Source organism: Stenotrophomonas sp. YJH_SMC_19 (genome assembly GCF_059367915.1).
The window spans coordinates 22,983-39,782 of sequence record NZ_JCAFRI010000018.1; the positions used below are offsets into that span (position 1 = coordinate 22,983).

At 67.4% G+C, this 16,800-nt stretch carries 17 protein-coding genes; 8 read left to right on the top strand and 9 right to left on the bottom strand.

The features are described 5' to 3' along the window. Complete coding sequence (locus tag AC5P5R_RS16730) at positions 1-741, bottom strand: alpha/beta fold hydrolase (RefSeq protein WP_060380133.1); 741 nt, start codon at positions 739-741, stop codon at positions 1-3. Between the two features lie 140 nt (positions 742-881). On the opposite strand from AC5P5R_RS16730, the gene AC5P5R_RS16735 reads away from it, so the two are divergent. Together AC5P5R_RS16735 and AC5P5R_RS16740 are read left to right on the top strand one after the other, a co-directional pair. Further along, positions 882-1,421, top strand: a complete 540-nt coding sequence (locus AC5P5R_RS16735; RefSeq protein ID WP_100438332.1) for a hypothetical protein — start codon at positions 882-884, stop codon at positions 1,419-1,421. Between the two features lie 14 nt (positions 1,422-1,435). Beyond that, positions 1,436-1,726, top strand: coding sequence for a hypothetical protein (locus tag AC5P5R_RS16740; protein ID WP_100438333.1), 291 nt, complete (start codon positions 1,436-1,438; stop codon positions 1,724-1,726). A gap of 89 nt (positions 1,727-1,815) precedes the next feature. Here AC5P5R_RS16740 and AC5P5R_RS16745 read toward each other — a convergent pair whose 3' ends face one another. Next, positions 1,816-3,942: a methyl-accepting chemotaxis protein gene (locus tag AC5P5R_RS16745; RefSeq protein ID WP_005414173.1), complete on the bottom strand. Its 2,127-nt coding sequence runs from the start codon at positions 3,940-3,942 to the stop codon at positions 1,816-1,818. A gap of 232 nt (positions 3,943-4,174) precedes the next feature. Between AC5P5R_RS16745 and AC5P5R_RS16750 the strand changes: the two genes are divergently transcribed. Next, positions 4,175-5,137 (top strand): L,D-transpeptidase family protein, encoded by a 963-nt coding sequence (locus AC5P5R_RS16750; protein ID WP_099527728.1) that lies wholly within the window; start codon positions 4,175-4,177, stop codon positions 5,135-5,137. A gap of 4 nt (positions 5,138-5,141) precedes the next feature. Next, positions 5,142-5,819 carry a M23 family metallopeptidase gene (locus AC5P5R_RS16755; RefSeq protein WP_099527727.1) on the top strand — a complete coding sequence of 226 codons (678 nt, stop codon included), beginning with the start codon at positions 5,142-5,144 and terminating at the stop codon, positions 5,817-5,819. Here AC5P5R_RS16755 and AC5P5R_RS16760 read toward each other — a convergent pair. From AC5P5R_RS16760 to hflK, 5 genes are all read right to left on the bottom strand, one after another. Beyond that, positions 5,755-6,417 carry a hypothetical protein gene (locus AC5P5R_RS16760; protein WP_100438334.1) on the bottom strand — a complete coding sequence of 221 codons (663 nt, stop codon included), beginning with the start codon at positions 6,415-6,417 and terminating at the stop codon, positions 5,755-5,757. The two genes, AC5P5R_RS16755 and AC5P5R_RS16760, sit on opposite strands and share 65 nt — an antisense overlap. 117 nt (positions 6,418-6,534) lie before the next feature. After that, positions 6,535-7,827, bottom strand: coding sequence for an adenylosuccinate synthase (locus AC5P5R_RS16765; RefSeq protein WP_005410639.1), 1,293 nt, complete (start codon positions 7,825-7,827; stop codon positions 6,535-6,537). Positions 7,828-8,148: 321 nt separating this feature from the next. Continuing rightward, entirely contained in the window at positions 8,149-8,334 is a 186-nt protein-coding gene (locus AC5P5R_RS16770) for a DUF2065 domain-containing protein (protein ID WP_005414170.1), read from the bottom strand. Positions 8,335-8,401: 67 nt separating this feature from the next. Next, complete coding sequence (hflC, locus tag AC5P5R_RS16775) at positions 8,402-9,265, bottom strand: protease modulator HflC (protein ID WP_005414169.1); 864 nt, start codon at positions 9,263-9,265, stop codon at positions 8,402-8,404. Next, complete coding sequence (hflK, locus tag AC5P5R_RS16780) at positions 9,262-10,395, bottom strand: FtsH protease activity modulator HflK (protein WP_005414168.1); 1,134 nt, start codon at positions 10,393-10,395, stop codon at positions 9,262-9,264. Before hflK ends, hflC begins: the two co-directional genes overlap by 4 nt. Positions 10,396-10,548: 153 nt before the next feature. On the opposite strand from hflK, the gene AC5P5R_RS16785 reads away from it, so the two are divergent. Together AC5P5R_RS16785 and pilH are read left to right on the top strand one after the other, a co-directional pair. Further along, positions 10,549-11,544 carry a YhdH/YhfP family quinone oxidoreductase gene (locus AC5P5R_RS16785; protein ID WP_100438335.1) on the top strand — a complete coding sequence of 332 codons (996 nt, stop codon included), beginning with the start codon at positions 10,549-10,551 and terminating at the stop codon, positions 11,542-11,544. 88 nt (positions 11,545-11,632) lie between these two features. Next, entirely contained in the window at positions 11,633-12,004 is a 372-nt protein-coding gene (gene pilH, locus AC5P5R_RS16790; RefSeq protein ID WP_005410644.1) for a twitching motility response regulator PilH, read from the top strand. Between the two features lie 88 nt (positions 12,005-12,092). On the opposite strand, the gene AC5P5R_RS16795 is transcribed toward pilH, so the two are convergent. Next, complete coding sequence (locus AC5P5R_RS16795; protein ID WP_005410645.1) at positions 12,093-12,986, bottom strand: DnaJ C-terminal domain-containing protein; 894 nt, start codon at positions 12,984-12,986, stop codon at positions 12,093-12,095. A 260-nt stretch (positions 12,987-13,246) separates the two neighbouring features. Here AC5P5R_RS16795 and AC5P5R_RS16800 point away from each other — a divergent pair, with 260 nt between their 5' ends. Beyond that, positions 13,247-13,729, top strand: coding sequence for a peroxiredoxin (locus tag AC5P5R_RS16800; RefSeq protein ID WP_005410646.1), 483 nt, complete (start codon positions 13,247-13,249; stop codon positions 13,727-13,729). Between the two features lie 29 nt (positions 13,730-13,758). Next, positions 13,759-14,334: a ferritin-like domain-containing protein gene (locus AC5P5R_RS16805; protein WP_005410647.1), complete on the top strand. Its 576-nt coding sequence runs from the start codon at positions 13,759-13,761 to the stop codon at positions 14,332-14,334. A gap of 72 nt (positions 14,335-14,406) precedes the next feature. Here AC5P5R_RS16805 and pbpC read toward each other — a convergent pair whose 3' ends face one another. Continuing rightward, positions 14,407-16,788 (bottom strand): penicillin-binding protein 1C, encoded by a 2,382-nt coding sequence (gene pbpC / locus AC5P5R_RS16810; RefSeq protein WP_111723024.1) that lies wholly within the window; start codon positions 16,786-16,788, stop codon positions 14,407-14,409. Positions 16,789-16,800 lie beyond the last annotated feature (12 nt).

The following is a 16,800-nucleotide window of genomic DNA, read 5'->3' on the forward strand; positions in this document are numbered from 1 at the left end:
TCAGGGCGACAGCGTCCTCATCCACGCGGCAACTTCGGCTGCGGCTGCGTCAGCGCGTGCCTGCAGCAGCAGATGCGGCCCTTCCAGCGAAACATGCCGGGCATCCGGCAAAAGGGCCTGCAGTTCTGCCACGCTGGGCGGCCACAGCAGGCGGTCATGGCACGCGTGCAGGCACAGCGTCGGCACGTCGATTGCCGGCAGCAATGCGCGTACGTCGACGCGCAGGGTCGCTGCGGCGCGTTGCCGCAGTGTGGCCGCCGGAATCCGGGCCAGCGCATCGCGCAGCATCGACAGGTGCTCGCGGGTGCGCCACCGCCCCAGCAGAAGGCGCGCCAGCAACGCCACGGGAGGCAGAGGCCAGGCCGACGTCAGCAGGGCTGCGCTGGCTGCCGGCAATGGCACCGGCCGACACGCAAAGGTCGCGGCAAGCACCAGTCCGCGCAGCCCAGCGGGCTGTCGCGTGGCCAGTTCAACCGCCAACGGGCCCGAGAAGGACTCGGCAAGCAGGATGAAGGGATGGCCGGGCAGCTGCGACCACAGCCGTTGGGCCAGCGTGGCGTGATCCTGCCCTCCCTGCGCAGGCAGCGTAATCGCCTGCGTCGTCAGCCCATGAGCCTGGAGTGCTGACAGAAACGGGATCGACAGCCTGCCGGAGCCATCCAGCCCGGGCAGCATCAGCACGTGCTGCGGCGTGGGTGATGCTGAATCACAGCCCGGCTTTTCCTCGCTCCCGATTCCCATGTCACCTCCTTTGCTGGCAAGCATCGCCCACATCGGCAGGCAGCGGAACCTCCGCTCCGGCTCTCCTGCTGCTTTGCCGGTCAAGGTTGAGCGATACTCCCCGCTCTGCCGCGGGACGCGGCTGCCAAGGAGAGCCTCTGATGCGATGGACCTACGCGCTGGCCATGATGGCCATGATGCTGCCACTGAACAGTTCCGCCAACGATGGCTGGATAAACGGGGCAGGCAAGGCGATGCCGGAGACCGATGCCATGAAATCCAGCGGTGGCTTTGCGGCATCGCTGCTGGTCACCTCCGATGCCGACTGGCAGGCCAAGTGGGAAACCCCACCAGAGACCACTCCCGGTTTTACCCAGGCCGACGAAGTCCACCCGGGCGGTGAATTGTTCCTGCTGACATTCCTGTCCAACCCGCAACTGGATGAGAACCGCGTACCCAAGGTGCACTGCGATCTGCGCATGCTGCGCCCGGACGGCAGTACCAGCATCGACGAACGCGATGTTCCCTGTTGCACCGCTGCCCTGCCCGGCCCGCCAACCCTGTTGTACATGACCAACCTGCACCTGAAGTTCGTGGCCGAGGCCAGTGATCCGAAAGGCACGTGGACTGCGCAGGTGGTGGTCAGGGATCTGCTGCGGAATGTGAGCCTGCCTCTGCAGGCTCACTTCGACGTCCGTTGAACGGAGGCGTGCGGATGAAGATGCGGCGATTACTGAGCTGGACCGGTCTTGCGCTTTGCGTGGTCTACCTGCTGTTGACCGCATGGCTGGTTCACGGCGCGCAGTCGGATGCGGACCCGAAGGGGGCCTATATCCTGATGTCGCTCTCCATCACCCTGCAGTCTGCTGCACTCGATGCCATCGGCGCAGGCAGCCTGCTGTACGGCAAACCCTGGTCGACCGCGTATGCAGTACTGGTTCCGCCAACACTGCTGTTGCTGTACGCAGCCGGCTGGCTGATCGAACGCGCCGCGGGCGGCCGCTAGCCAGCGGCACCGACCGGTTGCGTACATGCGGTGCCCTGCATGCGGGGCATCGCATGCAGGGCGTCATCCAACATCCAATCGCAGGTTGCTTACGCCGCCTGCGCAGGCACGATGGGCATGCGCGCGCCCTGCTCCACCTTGAACACCGCCACCGACGTGGTCAGCGCATGCGCCTGTTCCTCCAGCGCGCGGCTGGCGGCAGTGGCTTCTTCCACCAGCGCAGCGTTCTGCTGGGTCACCTGGTCCATCTGCACCACCACCTGGTTGACCTGCTCGATACCGGCGGCCTGTTCCTTGCTGGCCGCTGCGATGTCGCTCATCAGCTGCGTGGTGCGCGAACTGGCCTGGGCCACGCGGGCGATCGCGGCTTCCGATTCAACGGTCACCGCCAGGCCACTCTTCACCTTGGCAGCGGCGTCTTCGATCAGCTCCTTGATCTCCTTGGCGGCGACACCGGCACGCTGTGCGAGCGTGCGTACCTCGCTGGCGACCACGGCAAAACCACGGCCCTGCTCACCTGCACGCGCGGCTTCAACCGCAGCGTTCAGCGCCAGGATGTTGGTCTGGAACGCGATGCCGTCGATCACGGTGGAGATTTCCGAGATGCGTGCCGAGGACTGATCGATCTCACCCATCACCGACGCCATCTGCGCCATCGCCTGCTCGGTTTCGCGTACGGCGGCACCGGCGGCGTGCGCTTCACTGTCGGCCTGACGAGCGAGCTCGGCATTCTGGCGCACAGTCGAGGTCAGTTCCTCCATCGATGCGGCGGCTTCTTCCAGGTTGGCGGCCTGCTGCTCGGTGCGGCGCGACAGGTCGTTGTTGCCGGCGGCCAGTTCCTGCGCCGCGTTGTTGATGCTGTCGGCGGCCACCTGGATGCCACGCACGATGCCGGTCAGCTGCGCGGTGGTGGTGTTGGCGTCGTCACGCATGCGGGCGAATACACCGTCGTACTCGCCGTCCATGCGTGCAGTCAGGTCGCCGTGCGAGATCGCGCGTAGCACGTCGGAAACGTCGGCGATGCTGGCCTGCGAACTGGCCATCATGCCGTTGAGGTGCTCGACCATCGCCTTGAACTGGAACTGGAACGCAGCGGCATCGCCACGCATGCTGAAATCACCGGCGCGCGCGGCCCGGGCCAGTTCATCGATCTGCGCGTTGATCGCCATCAGGCTCTGCTTCACTGCGGCCAGGGTGCGGGTCAGCGTGCCCTTCTCGCCCGGGTAGTCCGGCAGGTCGCGGCTGAGGTCACCGATGGCGTAACGCTGCATCACTTCGGCCATCAACAGTTCCACCTGCACGTGCGATTCGACCAGGCTGTTGGTGGCCTGCACCATGCGGCCGAAATCACCGGGGAAGGCGCTGGCGTCCATGCGGTAACGGATCGCACCGGCCTCGTGCTGTTCGGCCATCTGCAGCTGCGCGCCGATCGCTGCCTGCACGCTCTGGCGCACGCTGGCCATCGCCTCGCCCAACTGGGTCAGTTCGTCACGGCCGCCGAGGCGGAACTCCTGATCCAGCTGGCCCTTGGACAGGCGCTCGGCCAGGTTCACCGCGCGGGCCAGCGGGCCGGTCAGGCTGCGCCCGATCATCACCGAGGCGGCGATGCCGACCAGCAGTGCAACGCCGCCCAGCACCAGCAACTGCAGCAGGCTGCGCTCGCCCAGGCGGATTGCCTCGGCGGCCGCCTCACGGCTTTCCTTCTCCTCGAAGTCCACGCCATCGGACAGCGCCTTGTTCCAGCCGTTGGCGGCTTCCTGCACCGGGCCCAGGGTCAGCGCCACGGCGCCCGGGTAGTCGCCCTGCTCCATCAGTTCGCTGGTCTGCTTGTTGAGCGGACGCGCGATGGCACGCTTGGCGGCGATGGTTTCGGCAATGGCCTTGCCCTCGGCGTCGCTGGGCAGCGCCTGGTAGGCCGTCCAACTGGCCTCATAGCGCTTGACCAGATCGGCGATGCGCTGCTCATCATGGCCACGGTCATCGCCCTGGCGGATCAGCATCTCGCGGCGAACGACCATCATCTGGTTGTTGGCATCGAGCATCTGCGAGAGCAGGCGCACCTTGGCCACGCTGACATCGACCACCTGCTGCATCGCGCGCTTCTGCACGACACTGGCGGTGGCGCCGGTGGCCACCACGGCCGCAACCAACAGCAGCAACAGGCCAAAGCCCAGCCCAAGACGCCAGGCAACCCTGACATTCCTCAAGTAGTTCATCGGTACATCCAAAACGGGGGGATGTGGCGTTATCGGCGGCCCGCCAGGCAATCTTGATCGCCGACCGCCAACGGCGTGGGGCACCATTCACCTTGGTGAGCCCTTGGCCGGCGGCACCCGCGCGGGGACGGTGGCGCAACGACCCGACTGCTCATGCAGACGTCAGATCTCTTTCACGGCGGCTCGGCGCGGCCTGCAGGCAAGGTGGTGGCGTCATCTGCTGGAGTTCCCAATGCCATTACCCGTGTACCGATCCACCCTGCTCGCTCTCTCGCTGCTGGCATCGCCGGCGTTCGCGCAGGCACCGCCGCCTGGACTGCCCGCCCCCATTGCCGAGAAGGCCGGACCGGACACCGCAGCACGTTCCGCCCTGCATGCCCAGGTGCTGCTGGATCGCGCGAATTTCTCGCCCGGCCAGATCGACGGTGAAGTAGGCAGCAACCAACGGCGCGCGGTGTCGGGTTTCCAAGCGGCGCACGGCATGGCCGTCACCGGTGAACTGGACGACGCGACCTGGCAGGCCCTGCAGGCTGATACGGTCACCCCCCTGGCCAGCTACACGCTGACCAGCGAGGATGTCGCCGGGCCGTTCCAGGCGGTGCCGAAGGGCCCCGCCGCACAGGCCAAACTGAAATCGCTGGGCTTCAACAACGTCGAAGAGTCGCTGGGCGAACGCTTCCACGCATCCCCTGAGCTGTTGAAGCTGCTCAATCCGGGCGTGGATCTGAGCAAGGCGGGCAACCGCATCCAGGTGCCCAATATCGCACCATCGCCGCTACCGAAGGCGGCCAAGGTGGTCGTCGACAAGTCCGATTCCAGCCTGCAGTTGCTGGATGCGCAGGGCAAGGTGATCGCTCAGGTGCCGGTTTCCTCCGGCAGCCAGCATGATCCGCTGCCGATCGGCGAATGGAAGATCCTGGGCGTGTATCGCGACCCGCCGTTCCACTACAACCCCAAGCTGTTCTGGGATGCGCGCAAGGGCGAAAAGAAGGCGACACTGCCGCCGGGCCCGAACAATCCAGTCGGCCGGGTCTGGATCGACCTGTCCAAGCCACACTACGGCCTGCATGGCACGCCCGAGCCCGGCCATGTCGGCAAGACCGAATCACATGGTTGCGTGCGCATGACCAACTGGGATGCGCTGCGCGTGGCCGATGCGGTGGATACCTCCGTCCCCGTGGTGATGCAGGAGTGAGCCGATGCGTCTTTCGCAGCTGATCGTGCTGGGTGTTCTGCTGGGACTGGGGGCCGGCTGGTGGCTGCGCCGCGATGCAGGCGAGCCGGTAGCCGCCTCGCTGCCGGAAGCACAACCGGCAGCAGCTGTGGCGCCGGCCAAGGGATCGGTAGCGCCGCTCGGCACGGCCCCTGCCCCCGCCCCCAGCGCGCCGTCAGCCGCGCGGACTGCGGATGCGCCGTCCGGTCTGCTGCTGCCGGTACAGGGCGTCCTGGCCTCCCAGCTGCGCGACACGTTCACCGATGCGCGCAGCGAAGGCCGCGTGCACGATGCCATCGACATCATGGCCACCGCCGGTACGCCGGTGCTGGCAGTGGCCGATGGCACGGTGGAAAAACTGTTCAACAGCGAGCGCGGTGGCCTGACGATCTACCAGTTCGAGCCCAGTGGCCGCTGGTGCTACTACTACGCGCATCTGCAGCGCTACGCCGATGGCCTGGCGGAGAAGCAGGTGATCAGGCGCGGGGAGGTGATCGGTTACGTGGGCAGTACCGGCAACGCCAGCGCTGAGGCCCCGCACCTGCATTTCGAGGTGCACGTGCTGGGACCGGAGAAGCAGTGGTGGAAGGGGGAATCGATCAATCCGTATCCACTGCTGAATCCGCCTGCTTCGAAGCCCGGTGCTGCCAGCGCCGCAAAGTGAACGTGAACACCGCCAAGGCAGCTCCTGGAATCAGCAGGAGCAGTGCCGCCACTTTCCAGAAGAAGAACGGCCACAACCAGACATAATCCAGGTCAGTCAGCTTCAACAGGTCCAGTGGCGGCTGCAGCTCGACGGTGGCCGCGCGATCGGCCAGCGCCGGGTCCACCTCCAGCACGGTTACCCGCACCCATGAGCGGCCGCGTGGCAATGCGCCGCCACGGCCATAGCCGAAGTAGGACGCCATGAGGCCGCTGGACTCAACCGAAGCCAGCCCACGATTGATACCCTGCCCGGCCACTCCCGAACGCTCCCCTGCGCGGAAGTCTCCATGATCGGTCGGAGTTTCGAGGCGCAGCAGCACCTCGGGGTCAGCCTCCGTACCGTCCGCGGCATAGCGCAGGCGCAGCCGCAGTTGATCATCGATGAGGCGGTAGACGGTGATCTGGGCGGTTGCGCCAGGGCTCAGCACCAACGGCACCGTCTGCGTGCGCGAAGCCAGGGTATTGGCGGCCGCGCCCAGCACCAGTACCAGGCAGGCGATGCCCCACAGGCTCCACAACACCCACAGGGTGATCCGCACGACCGTTTCGCCCTTCACGCTGACATCCTGGTCATCGCTTTGCTTCCTCGCCGACCCCGCTGACACAGTAACGAAAAAGCCCCGCTTGCGCGGGGCTTTTCCTGTCACCTACGCCGGGCAGCGCCCGGCGTTACCTCAGGCAAACGGATCCTGCAGGACCATGGTGTGGTCGCGGTCCGGGCCGGTGGAGACGATGCTGATCGGGCAGCCGGCCAGCTCTTCCAGCGAACGCAGGTAGGCGCGCGCAGCCGGCGGCAGGTCGTCCCAGTTGGTGATGCCGTGGGTGTTCTCGCTCCAGCCCGGGAACTCCAGGTACACCGGCGTGCACTCTTCCCAGCCCTGCGCGTCCAGCGGCGCGTACTCGGTGCGCTTGCCGTTGTATTCGTAGGCGATGCAGACCTTCAGCTTTTCCATGCCGTCCAGCACGTCCAGCTTGGTGATGCACAGGCCGCTGATGCCATTGATGGCCACGGCACGCTTCAGCGCGACGATGTCCATCCAGCCGCAACGACGCGGACGGCCGGTCGACGCACCGTACTCGGCGCCGCGGTCACGGATGCCCTGGCCGACTTCGTCGTCCAGCTCGGTCGGGAACGGTCCACCGCCGACGCGGGTGGCGTAGGCCTTGGCGATGCCCAGCACGTAGTCGATCGAATCGGCGCCGACGCCGGAACCGGCCAGCGCGCCACCGACGGTGGTGTTGGAGCTGGTGACGTACGGGTAGGTGCCGTGGTCGATGTCCAGCAGCGCGCCCTGCGCGCCTTCGAACAGCACGCGCTTACCCTGCTTGCGCAGGTCGTGCAGGATGCCGGCCACGTCGGACTTCATCGGCTGCACGTATTCGCCGAAGGCCAGCGCTTCGTCGAAGGTCTTCTGGAAGTCGACCGCATCGGTGTTCAGATACTTGGTCAGCACGAAGTTGTGGTAATCCAGCGCGGTGCGCAGCAGTTCTTCCAGCTGCTTCGGGTAATGCAGGTCGGCGATGCGGATGCCGCGACGCGCCACCTTGTCTTCGTAGGCCGGGCCGATGCCACGGCCGGTGGTGCCGATCGCCTTGCCACCGGCAGCGCGCTCGCGCGCCTGGTCCAGGGCGATGTGGTACGGCATGATCAGCGGCGCGGCCGGGGAGATCTTCAGGCGCGACCGCACTTCCACGCCGGAGGCTTCCAGCTCGGCGATTTCCTTCTGCAGCGCGGCCGGCGAGATCACCACGCCGTTGCCGATCAGGCACAGCGCGTCGTCACGCAGGATGCCCGACGGGATCAGGTGCAGGACGGTCTTCTTGCCGTTGATGACCAGGGTGTGGCCGGCGTTGTGGCCGCCCTGGAAGCGCACGACGGCGCCGATTTCCTCAGTGAGCAGATCGACGATCTTGCCCTTGCCTTCATCGCCCCACTGGGCACCCAACACTACGACAGACTGACCCATGACGGGCTCCTCGATTTGTTGCGGCCATCGGGGCCGCGGACGGGTAAACCGTGGCGGGGCTGGCCAGCACCTGCAAGGCGGCTCCAAACGGGGAGCGGCCGGCGATGGAAGGCCCAGACACGGAAAAAGCCGAACGGGGAGGCCCGTCCGGCTTTTGTGCATTATCCGGGTTTCCGGGGTCGGGTGCCACCTTTCCGACGGGTGGCTTTACCGGCCGGTCAGCCGCCCCGCCCGGTCGTGCCGGCCGCTCAGGCCCCGCCCGGTAGTGCCGGCCGCTGGCCGGCAATCCCGGGTTGCCGGCCAGCGCCCGGCACTACCCTTTCAATGCCGCACCCACCACAGCAGGCTCAGGCCGGCCAGCAGCACCAGCCCACCGAAGCTGCGCAGGGCCGGGCTGGGCAGGTCCAGCAGGCGCTCGGCCATGCGCTTCCAGGCGAACGGGGCGACGAACAGGAACAGGCCTTCCAGCACCGCGACCAGGCAGACAGCGGCAAACAGATCTTTCATGGGGGACTCCAGAAAAAGCACGGGGCCCGGCATATGGCCGGGCCCCGTGGGGTACTGCCCTGCGACCTCAGCGGTCGTTCTTCAGGTACTGCAGGAACGGGTCGTTCTTGTCGAGCACGATCACGCCGTTGCCGTCGGTCATGGAGCCACGGTAGGCCTCCAGGCTGCGGTAGAACGCATAGAACGACGGATCGGCCGAACCGGCCTTGCCGTAGATGCGGGCCGCCTCGGCATCGCCTTCACCGCGCAGGCGCTGGGCATCACGCTCGGCCTCGGCGATCAGCACGGTGCTGTCACGGTCGGCCTGGGCGCGGATGGTCAGCGACTGCTCCTCGCCCTCCGCGCGCAGCTTTGCGGCTTCCTGCTTGCGCTGGGCACGCATGCGCTCGTACACATCGTTGATCACCTGGCTGTCGGTCGGCAGGTCCACCTGCTTGATGCGCAGGTCGATCATCTGCATGCCCAGGCCGGCCACCGCCTCGTTGATCCCCTTCAGCTGCTCGGCGATCAGCTCGCTGCGGTCGCCGGAGACCAGCTGCTGCAGGGTGCGCGAGTTGATCTGGTTGCGCAGCGAGTCGGTGATGATCGGTGCCAGGCGGGCGTTGGCGATGCGCGGATCGCCGCCGGTGGCACGGAAGTAGTCACCCACGTTGGAAATGTAGCCGATGGCGAAGAAGTCGACGCTGACGTCCTTCTGCTCGGCGGTGAAGTAGCGCGCCGGCGCGGTGTCGAGCACCTGGAAGCGGCGGTCGAAGACCTTCACCGTTTCCACCACCGGCACCTTGAAGTGCAGGCCCGGCTTGATGTCCGAACGCACCACCTTGCCCAGGTTCAGCACCATGGCGGTCTGGTCCTCACGGACCACGTACACCGAGCCGAGCAGGCCCAGCACCACCGCCACGATCACGGCGATCCAGATAGGACTCTTCATCGGCTGCCCTCCTCACGGCCGCTCGGTCGCCCGGTCGGGCGGCCCACCGGCCGGCCCGGATCACGGGAAGCTTCCGTCGCTGCACCCGGCAGCGACGGCATCACCACGTCCGGGTTGGCCACTGCGGCCGGAGCCGACGTGCTCGGACGGGTATCGCCGGTCATCGGCACGTAGATCAGCTGGCGGCCATCGCCACCGATCACCTTGCGGTTCTCGCTCAGCACCTGCTGCACGGTCTCCAGCCACAGGCGCTTGCGGGTCACTTCCGGAGCGTCCTTGTACTGGGCCTGCAACAGGCTGAAGCGCTGCGCGTCACCCTCGGCCTTGGACACCACGGCCTGCTTGTAGCCTTCGGCAGTGGTACGGGCACGCGAGGCCTGGCCCCGGGCTTCCGGCACGACCTTGGCGGCGTAGGCCTGGGCTTCGTTGATCAGGCGTTCCTTGACCTGCTGGGCGCCGTTGACCTCGTCGAAGGCCGGCTTCACTTCTTCCGGCGGACGGGCATCCTGCAGGGTCAGGCCGGTCACGGTCAGGCCGGTCTTGAACGCCTTCAGCAGCGCCTGCAGGCGCTCCTCGGCGGCCACGGCCAGCGGGCCACGGTTGTTCAGCACGGCGTTGAGATCAGCGCGGCCGACTTCCTCGCGTACGGCGCTCTGCGCCGACTGCTCCAGCACCTGGTTGGCATCGACGGTGCCGAACAGGTACTGCTGCGGGTCGTCGATGCGGTACTGGACGTTCAGCGAGACGTTGACGATGTTCTCGTCGCGGGTCAGCACCGGCACCTGGATCGAGAACGTCTTGATCTCGGTGGCGTTGACCTTGGTGACCGATTCGATCGGCCACGGCAGCTTGAAGTTCGGGCCGGGCTGCAGGATGCGCGAGAACTGGCCGAAGCGCAGCACCACGCCACGCTGCTGTTCGCCGATCAGCTGGAAGCTGGAGAACAGCACCAGCAGCACCACGGCTGCCACCACCCAACGCACGATGCCGCCGTCGAACAGGTCCTTCAGCGGCCCGGGCAAACCGCCCCAGCCACCACCATTGCCACCGCCGCGTGACCCGAACGGCCCGCGTCGATTGTCCTCGGGGCCTTGTCCGCCCTTGTTGCCGCCGGGTGTATTCCAGGCCATGCACGCTCCATCAAGATTTGGGCTGCGGCGCGGGCCCTTCCCGCACCGCCAGCCGTGAAACCATCACCGATCATACAAGATGGGGCGGATCGGCAGGATCGAAAGGGGGGCAACGGGGTAAGGTGGCGTTTTCCTCGAAGTCAGGCAACGCCGATGGCCCCCACCACCCCGTTCACCGCCTTCCGCATCGAAAACGACGACGCCGGCTACCGCAGCGGCCTGGTCCGGCTCGGGGTCGACGACCTCAACCCCGGCCAGGTGCTGATCCGCGCCCACTGGTCCTCGGTCAACTACAAGGACGCGCTGGCCGGTACTGGAAAAGGGAAGATCCTGCGCCGCTTCCCGCTGGTGGGCGGCATCGATGTGGCCGGCACCGTGGTCGCCAGCACCGACCCGGACTGGCGTGAAGGCGACGCGGTGCTGGCCACCGGCTGCGGCCTCAGCGAGACCCGCGACGGCGGCTACAGCCAGTACGTGCGGCTGGAATCGTGCGCGGTGATCGCCCAGCCTGCCGGGCTGACCCCACGCGAGACGATGGTGCTGGGCACCGCCGGCTTCACTGCGGCGCTGGCCCTGCTGCGCATGCAGGACAACCGCCAGACCCCGGAACTCGGCCCGCTGGCGGTCACCGGTGCCAGCGGTGGTGTCGGTGCGCTGGCGCTGTCCATCTTCAGCCGTGCCGGCTACAGCGTGCACGCGGTCAGCGGCAAGCCGGACCAGGCAGGATTCCTGCGCAGCATCGGCGCCACCGAGGTACTGCCGCGCGACGCGCTGGCCGACACCGGCGCGCTGCAGTCGGGCCGCTTCGGGGGTGGCCTCGATAATGCCGGAGGCGACATGCTGGCCAGCCTGCTGGCGCAGACCGTGCCCTACGGCAGCGTGGTCAGTGCCGGCCTGGCAGCCAGTCCGACGCTGGACATGACGGTGATGCCGTTCATCCTGCGCGGTGTCTCGCTGCTGGGCGTGTCCTCGGCCAATGCGCCACGCGGACTGCGTGAGGAAGTGTGGTCGCGGCTGGGGAGTGACTGGAAGCCGCAGCACCTGGACCGCATCTGCACCGCCGAAGTCGGCCTCGATGGCCTTCCTGCCGTATTCGAACGGATGCTGGCGGGCGGTTCGCTGGGTCGCACCGTGGTGCGGATCGACTGAACGTCGCAGGCAGGCGACGGACGGCAGACGCGGCCCTCCCGCCGGTAATGGGCCCGCACTACACTGCGGGCATTACATGGGGAACAACATGGCACGCATTCTGATCGTCGACGACTCACCGTCGCAGCTGTTGGGGATACAGCGCATCGTCGAGAAGCTCGGGCACCAGATCCTGACCGCCACCGATGGCGCCGCCGGGGTCGAAACCGCCAAGGCCGAGCTGCCCGACCTGGTCCTGATGGACGTGGTGATGCCCAACCTCAACGGCTTCCAGGCCACCCGTACCCTCGCCCGCGACGAGGCGACCCGGCATATCCCGGTGATCCTGGTGACCACCAAGGACCAGGACACCGACCGCATGTGGGGCATGCGCCAGGGCGCCAAGGCCTACATCACCAAGCCGTTCTCGGAGGACGAGCTGTCCGAGGTGCTGGAGCGCGTGTTCGCGGGCCAGGGCTGAGACGCGCGCGGTAGTGCCGGCCGCTGGCCGGCAACCACGCATCACCGTCCAGGGCAATGAAGTTGCCGGCCAGCGGCCGGCACTACCTTCAAATGGTCTCGCCGAACGCCTTGGCCAGATTGCGGTACGCCTTCTTCTGCGCCTCATCGGTCGCAGCCGGCGCCACGATCTCGATCTCGACGATCTGGTCGCCATCCGGGTTGCCCGGCAGGCCACGCCCGCGCAGGCGCAGCTTGCGGCCGGCATCGGAATCGGCCGGAATCTTCAACTCCACCGCGCCACCCAGGGTCGGCACGCTGATGCTGGTGCCCAGCGCGGCCTGCCACGGCGTGAGCGGCAGCGTATAGAGGATGTTGCGGCCATCGACCTCGAACTGCGGGTGGGCGGCGTATTCCACTTCCAGCAGCAGGTTGCCGCCATGGTTGCCCTGCCCTGCCAGGCGGATCACCTGGCCCGGGCGGATACCCTTGGGCACGCGCACGTCCAGCTGCTTGCCGTTGACGGTGATGCGCAGGCTGTCGCCGCTGTAGGCCGCTTCCAGTGGCACCGACAGCTTGGCGCGGGTATCGCGGTTGGGCGCATGGCCCTGGCTGCTGAAGCCCGGACCGGCCCCCGCGCCCGCTCCACCGCGCTGGCGCGCGAACAGGCTTTCGAAGAAGTCGCTGAAGCCGCCGTTGGGGCCGCCGCCACCGAACACTTCCTCGAAATTGAAACCACCGGCGCCGCCGTAGTTCGGCGGCACGTTGAACTCCTCGCCCGGGCGATAGCCCTGCGCGCGCAGCTGGTCGTAGGCCGCGCGCTTTTCCGGATCACGCAGCGCCTCGTAGGCCTCGTTGACCGCCTTGAACTTGTCTTCGGCCCCAGCCTCCTTGCTGACGTCCGGGTGGTACTTGCGTGCCAGCCGGCGGTAGGCGGTCTTGATCTCCGCCTCGCCCGCGCTCGGTTCCACCCCCAGGGTGGCGTAGTAATCCTTGAATTCCATCCAGCTACCTCGATTCGCTTCGGCCGCGCCGGTGGCGCCGCCCCGGGTTCATTCTACGCGCCTGCGAGGCTACGCCGCCCCTCGTGCGGCCCCGGTGAGGCCGACTGATCCTGCGCAATGCGGCTGCCATCCCCGTGCGCCACGCTGTGGCTGGAAGCCCCTGCCACAACGCCGGAAGATGGGGCCTGCACACCGGGTTTCCAATGTCTTGACGCCCCTGTCCCATCCGGCCCACTAGCCTGCCCCAGCAAGGAGTTCCCATGACCATCCATGTCGGCGACCGCATTCCCGAAGTGACCCTCAAGCGCATCCGCGAGGGCATTGAAACGCTTGATACGCATTCGTTGTTCGATGCGCGCAAGGTGGTGCTGTTCGCCGTGCCCGGCGCGTTCACCCCGACGTGCTCGGCACGTCACCTTCCCGGCTACGTCGAGAAGTTCGAGGCCTTCCGCCAGCGCGGCATCGACGTCTACTGCATGGCCGTCAACGACCCGTTCGTGATGAAGGCCTGGGCCGCCGACCAGAGCGTGCCCGACGGCCTTCTGATGCTGTCCGATGGCAATGCCGAGCTGACCCGCGCCCTGGGTCTGGAGCTTGATGCGAGCGCGTCGGGCATGGGAATCCGCTCGCGTCGTTTTGCCCTGTACGTCGACGACGGCGTAGTTCGAGAGGCCTGGGTTGAACAGCCCGGCCAGTTCGAAGTGTCTTCGGCCGAGTACGTGCTGGAGCATCTCCCCACCTGATTCCCCACCGCAGAAGGAAACGGCCAGCCATGTCCAGCAAGCCAGCCAAAGCCAGCAAGCCCGCCGCGAACGTTCCTGGCATCAGCGATCGCGCAACCCTGCGCGAGCGCGCCCGGCGCAACCTCGAAGACGGCGCGATCACAGACAGCTACAGCGCTGACCGCGAGGTGGTGATCAAGCTGCTCAACGACGCACTGGCCACCGAGTACGTCTGCGTTCTGCGCTACTACCGGCACTACTTCATGGCCAAGGGCATGCTGGCCGACGCGGTCAAGGCCGAGTTCCTGGAACATGCACAGCAGGAACAGGCGCACGCCGGCAAGCTGGCCGAGCGCATCGTCCAGCTGGGCGGCGAGCCGGATCTCAACCCGGATACGCTGACCGCGCGTTCGCACGCCGAATACAAGGAAGGCAGCGACCTGCGCGACATGGTGCGCGAGAACCTGGTGGCCGAGCGCATCGCCATCGACAGCTATCGCGAGATGATCAACTTCATCGGCGACCGCGATACCACCACCAAGCGCATCCTTGAAGAGATCCTGGCGCAGGAGGAAGAGCACGCCGACGAGTTCGCCGACCTGCTGGATGGGTGGATCGGGGAATAGCGGCCCCGCATACGCCTTGGCAGATGCCCACCCTGGTGGGCGCATTCATCGCGTGCCAACCAGGGTTGGCACCTACCGCAGGACGTTGAACCTTACCTGTGTCCACGCGCCATCTGCCGCCAGCGCGGTCAAGGTGTGCGCGCCCGGCTCGGCGAACTCGCGCTGCATCAGCTGCGCACCGCGCGTCTGCGCGATCCAGCGTCCATCGAGCAACCAGTCCACCGCCTGCTCGCTGCCCAGCGCGCGCAGCTGCAGGCGTACGCCATGTTCCGAATTCGGCGCGCGCGCCAGCGTGGCGCCATCGTTGAGCCCATCGATGTGCAGCGCAACGCTGGCCTCGCGGCCATCATCACGGCAGTCCGGCGACAGCGCCGGCAGCTGCGAGGCTTCGCGCGTGGCCTTGGACAGCCACGGCGACAGCAACGCTGGCCAGCGCGCGATCTCGCGCGCGACTTCTTCGTGCGGCAAGCGGCAATCGGCTGACACGCGCAGACCGGTACGCGCATCGGCAAGGTAGCGCTGCCGACCCGGTTGCCAGCGCCGTGACTCGCGTTCGGGGAAGGTCGGTGGTGCCGCGCCTTCCAGCAGATAGGCTGGCATCAGCCGCTGGCAGAGCGCAGCAGGCAGGCCTTCGGCACGCTCACCGGTCGGCCAGCAGATGTCTTCCTGGCTGACGCTGGCCGGCATCGGTGCAGCGGCCGAGTCACCGCGCTGGCGCGGCAGGCTGTCCACCACCTCGAACATCAGCGGCAGCGCGGTCACCGCGCCGTACTGGCCCGGTAGGGGTGTGCCGTCCGGCCGACCCACCCACACGCCCACGGTGTAGTGGCGGGTGCTGCCAATCGCCCACGCATCGCGGTACCCGTAGCTGGTGCCGGTCTTCCACGCCACGCGCGGGCGGCCACCGACATCGAACGTCCCGACGCTATACCCCGGCCGCGGATTCGATTCCAGCATCTCGCGCACGATCCAGCTGGCGCCCGGCGAGGCCAGGCGCCGCTCGATCATCGGTTCGTCATCGGTGTAGCGCACGCGCCCGGCGATGCCGTTGCGGTTGAGCGCGGCGAACGCACCGACCAGATCTTCCAGCCGCGCACCGGTGCCGCCCAGGATCAGCGACAGGTTGGGCGTGCTGCCCGGCGGGAAGCGCAGCTGGATGCCGGAGTGCGACAGGCGCGCGGCGAAGCGCGCCGGACCGACCCGCTGCAGCAGGTCCACCGAGGGCACGTTGAGTGACAGCCGCAGCGCGCTGGAGGCGCCGATCGGTCCATTGAAGGCCATGTCGAAGTTGCCGGGGCGGTAGCTGCCGAAACTCTGCGGCGCATCGACCAGCAGGCTTTCCGAATGGATCAGGCCATCGTCCAGCGCCATTGCATACAGGAACGGCTTGAGCGTCGAACCCGGCGAGCGCCAGGCCTGCACCATGTCCACGTGGCCGAGCCGCTGGCGGTCACCGAACGCCAGCGTGCCGACATAGGCACGCGCCTGCAGGGTCTGGTTGTCGACCACCAGCAGGGCCGCCGAAGTGCGCTCGGGCAGCGTGGAGAAGTAGCTGGCCACGCGTTCTTCCAGGGTGCGCTGCAGGCCGATGTCGATACTGCTCTGGATGCGTGCCTGGCCCGGATGCGCCGAGTGCAGGCGCTGTGCCAGCAACGCGGCATGCAGCGGCGGCCGCAGCGAGCGTGCGACCACGTTCTCGATGCGCGCATCTTCCACTTCTTCCCCTGTCCACGCGCCCAGCTCGGCCATGCGTGACAGCACCTTGTCGCGTGCCTTCTGCGCCGCTTCCGGATGGCGGTCCGGGCGCAGCCTGCTCGGCGCCTGCGGCAGCACCGCCAGCAACGCGGCCTCGGCATGCGACAGCTGCGCCGCCGGCTTGCCCAGGTAGGCCCAGCTGGCCGCTTCCACGCCCTCGATGGTGCCGCCGTAGGGTGCGCGCTCCAGGTACAGGGCCAGGATCTGCTGCTTGCTCAGGTGCACTTCCAGCTGCACCGCACGCAGCATCTGCTTGAGCTTGCCCCAGGGCGTGCGCGTATGCGGATCGAGGATGCGCGCGACCTGCATGGTCAGGGTCGAGCCACCGGACACGATCCGACCACCGCGCAACAGCTGGCCACTGGCACGCAGGATCGCCAGCGGGTTGATGCCCGGATGGCGCCAGAACCAGCGGTCTTCGTAGGTCAGCAGCGCCTGCAGGTACAGCGGCGAGACGCTGTCGGTCGATGCCGGATAACGCCACACGCCCTCGGCGTCGGCGAACGCACGCAGCGGCGTGCCATCGGCAGCCACCACCAGAGTGCTGGTATCGCGTTGCTTCGGCAGCGGCGGCGGGAAGGCGAAATCCAGCACCAGCAGCAGTGCCAGCGTGGCCGCCGTACCCCAGCGCAGCCACGGCCACAGCGGCTGCAGCCGGCGGCGCAGGGCCGCCCGCCGGGTCGTCATCGTGTTCGTCATTGCAGCGTGCCG

Excerpts from the sequence above, each read along its gene's own strand:
- AC5P5R_RS16730 (WP_060380133.1), bottom strand. The coding sequence starts at position 741 with ATGGGAATCGGGAGCGAGGAAAAGCCGGGCTGTGATTCAGCATCACCC.
- AC5P5R_RS16735 (WP_100438332.1), top strand. The coding sequence starts at position 882 with ATGCGATGGACCTACGCGCTGGCCATGATGGCCATGATGCTGCCACTG.
- AC5P5R_RS16740 (WP_100438333.1), top strand. The coding sequence starts at position 1,436 with ATGAAGATGCGGCGATTACTGAGCTGGACCGGTCTTGCGCTTTGCGTG.
- AC5P5R_RS16745 (WP_005414173.1), bottom strand. The coding sequence starts at position 3,942 with ATGAACTACTTGAGGAATGTCAGGGTTGCCTGGCGTCTTGGGCTGGGC.
- AC5P5R_RS16750 (WP_099527728.1), top strand. The coding sequence starts at position 4,175 with ATGCCATTACCCGTGTACCGATCCACCCTGCTCGCTCTCTCGCTGCTG.
- AC5P5R_RS16755 (WP_099527727.1), top strand. The coding sequence starts at position 5,142 with ATGCGTCTTTCGCAGCTGATCGTGCTGGGTGTTCTGCTGGGACTGGGG.
- AC5P5R_RS16765 (WP_005410639.1), bottom strand. The coding sequence starts at position 7,827 with ATGGGTCAGTCTGTCGTAGTGTTGGGTGCCCAGTGGGGCGATGAAGGC.
- AC5P5R_RS16770 (WP_005414170.1), bottom strand. The coding sequence starts at position 8,334 with ATGAAAGATCTGTTTGCCGCTGTCTGCCTGGTCGCGGTGCTGGAAGGC.
- hflC (WP_005414169.1), bottom strand. The coding sequence starts at position 9,265 with ATGAAGAGTCCTATCTGGATCGCCGTGATCGTGGCGGTGGTGCTGGGC.
- hflK (WP_005414168.1), bottom strand. The coding sequence starts at position 10,395 with ATGGCCTGGAATACACCCGGCGGCAACAAGGGCGGACAAGGCCCCGAG.
- AC5P5R_RS16785 (WP_100438335.1), top strand. The coding sequence starts at position 10,549 with ATGGCCCCCACCACCCCGTTCACCGCCTTCCGCATCGAAAACGACGAC.
- pilH (WP_005410644.1), top strand. The coding sequence starts at position 11,633 with ATGGCACGCATTCTGATCGTCGACGACTCACCGTCGCAGCTGTTGGGG.
- AC5P5R_RS16795 (WP_005410645.1), bottom strand. The coding sequence starts at position 12,986 with ATGGAATTCAAGGATTACTACGCCACCCTGGGGGTGGAACCGAGCGCG.
- AC5P5R_RS16800 (WP_005410646.1), top strand. The coding sequence starts at position 13,247 with ATGACCATCCATGTCGGCGACCGCATTCCCGAAGTGACCCTCAAGCGC.
- AC5P5R_RS16805 (WP_005410647.1), top strand. The coding sequence starts at position 13,759 with ATGTCCAGCAAGCCAGCCAAAGCCAGCAAGCCCGCCGCGAACGTTCCT.
- pbpC (WP_111723024.1), bottom strand. The coding sequence starts at position 16,788 with ATGACGAACACGATGACGACCCGGCGGGCGGCCCTGCGCCGCCGGCTG.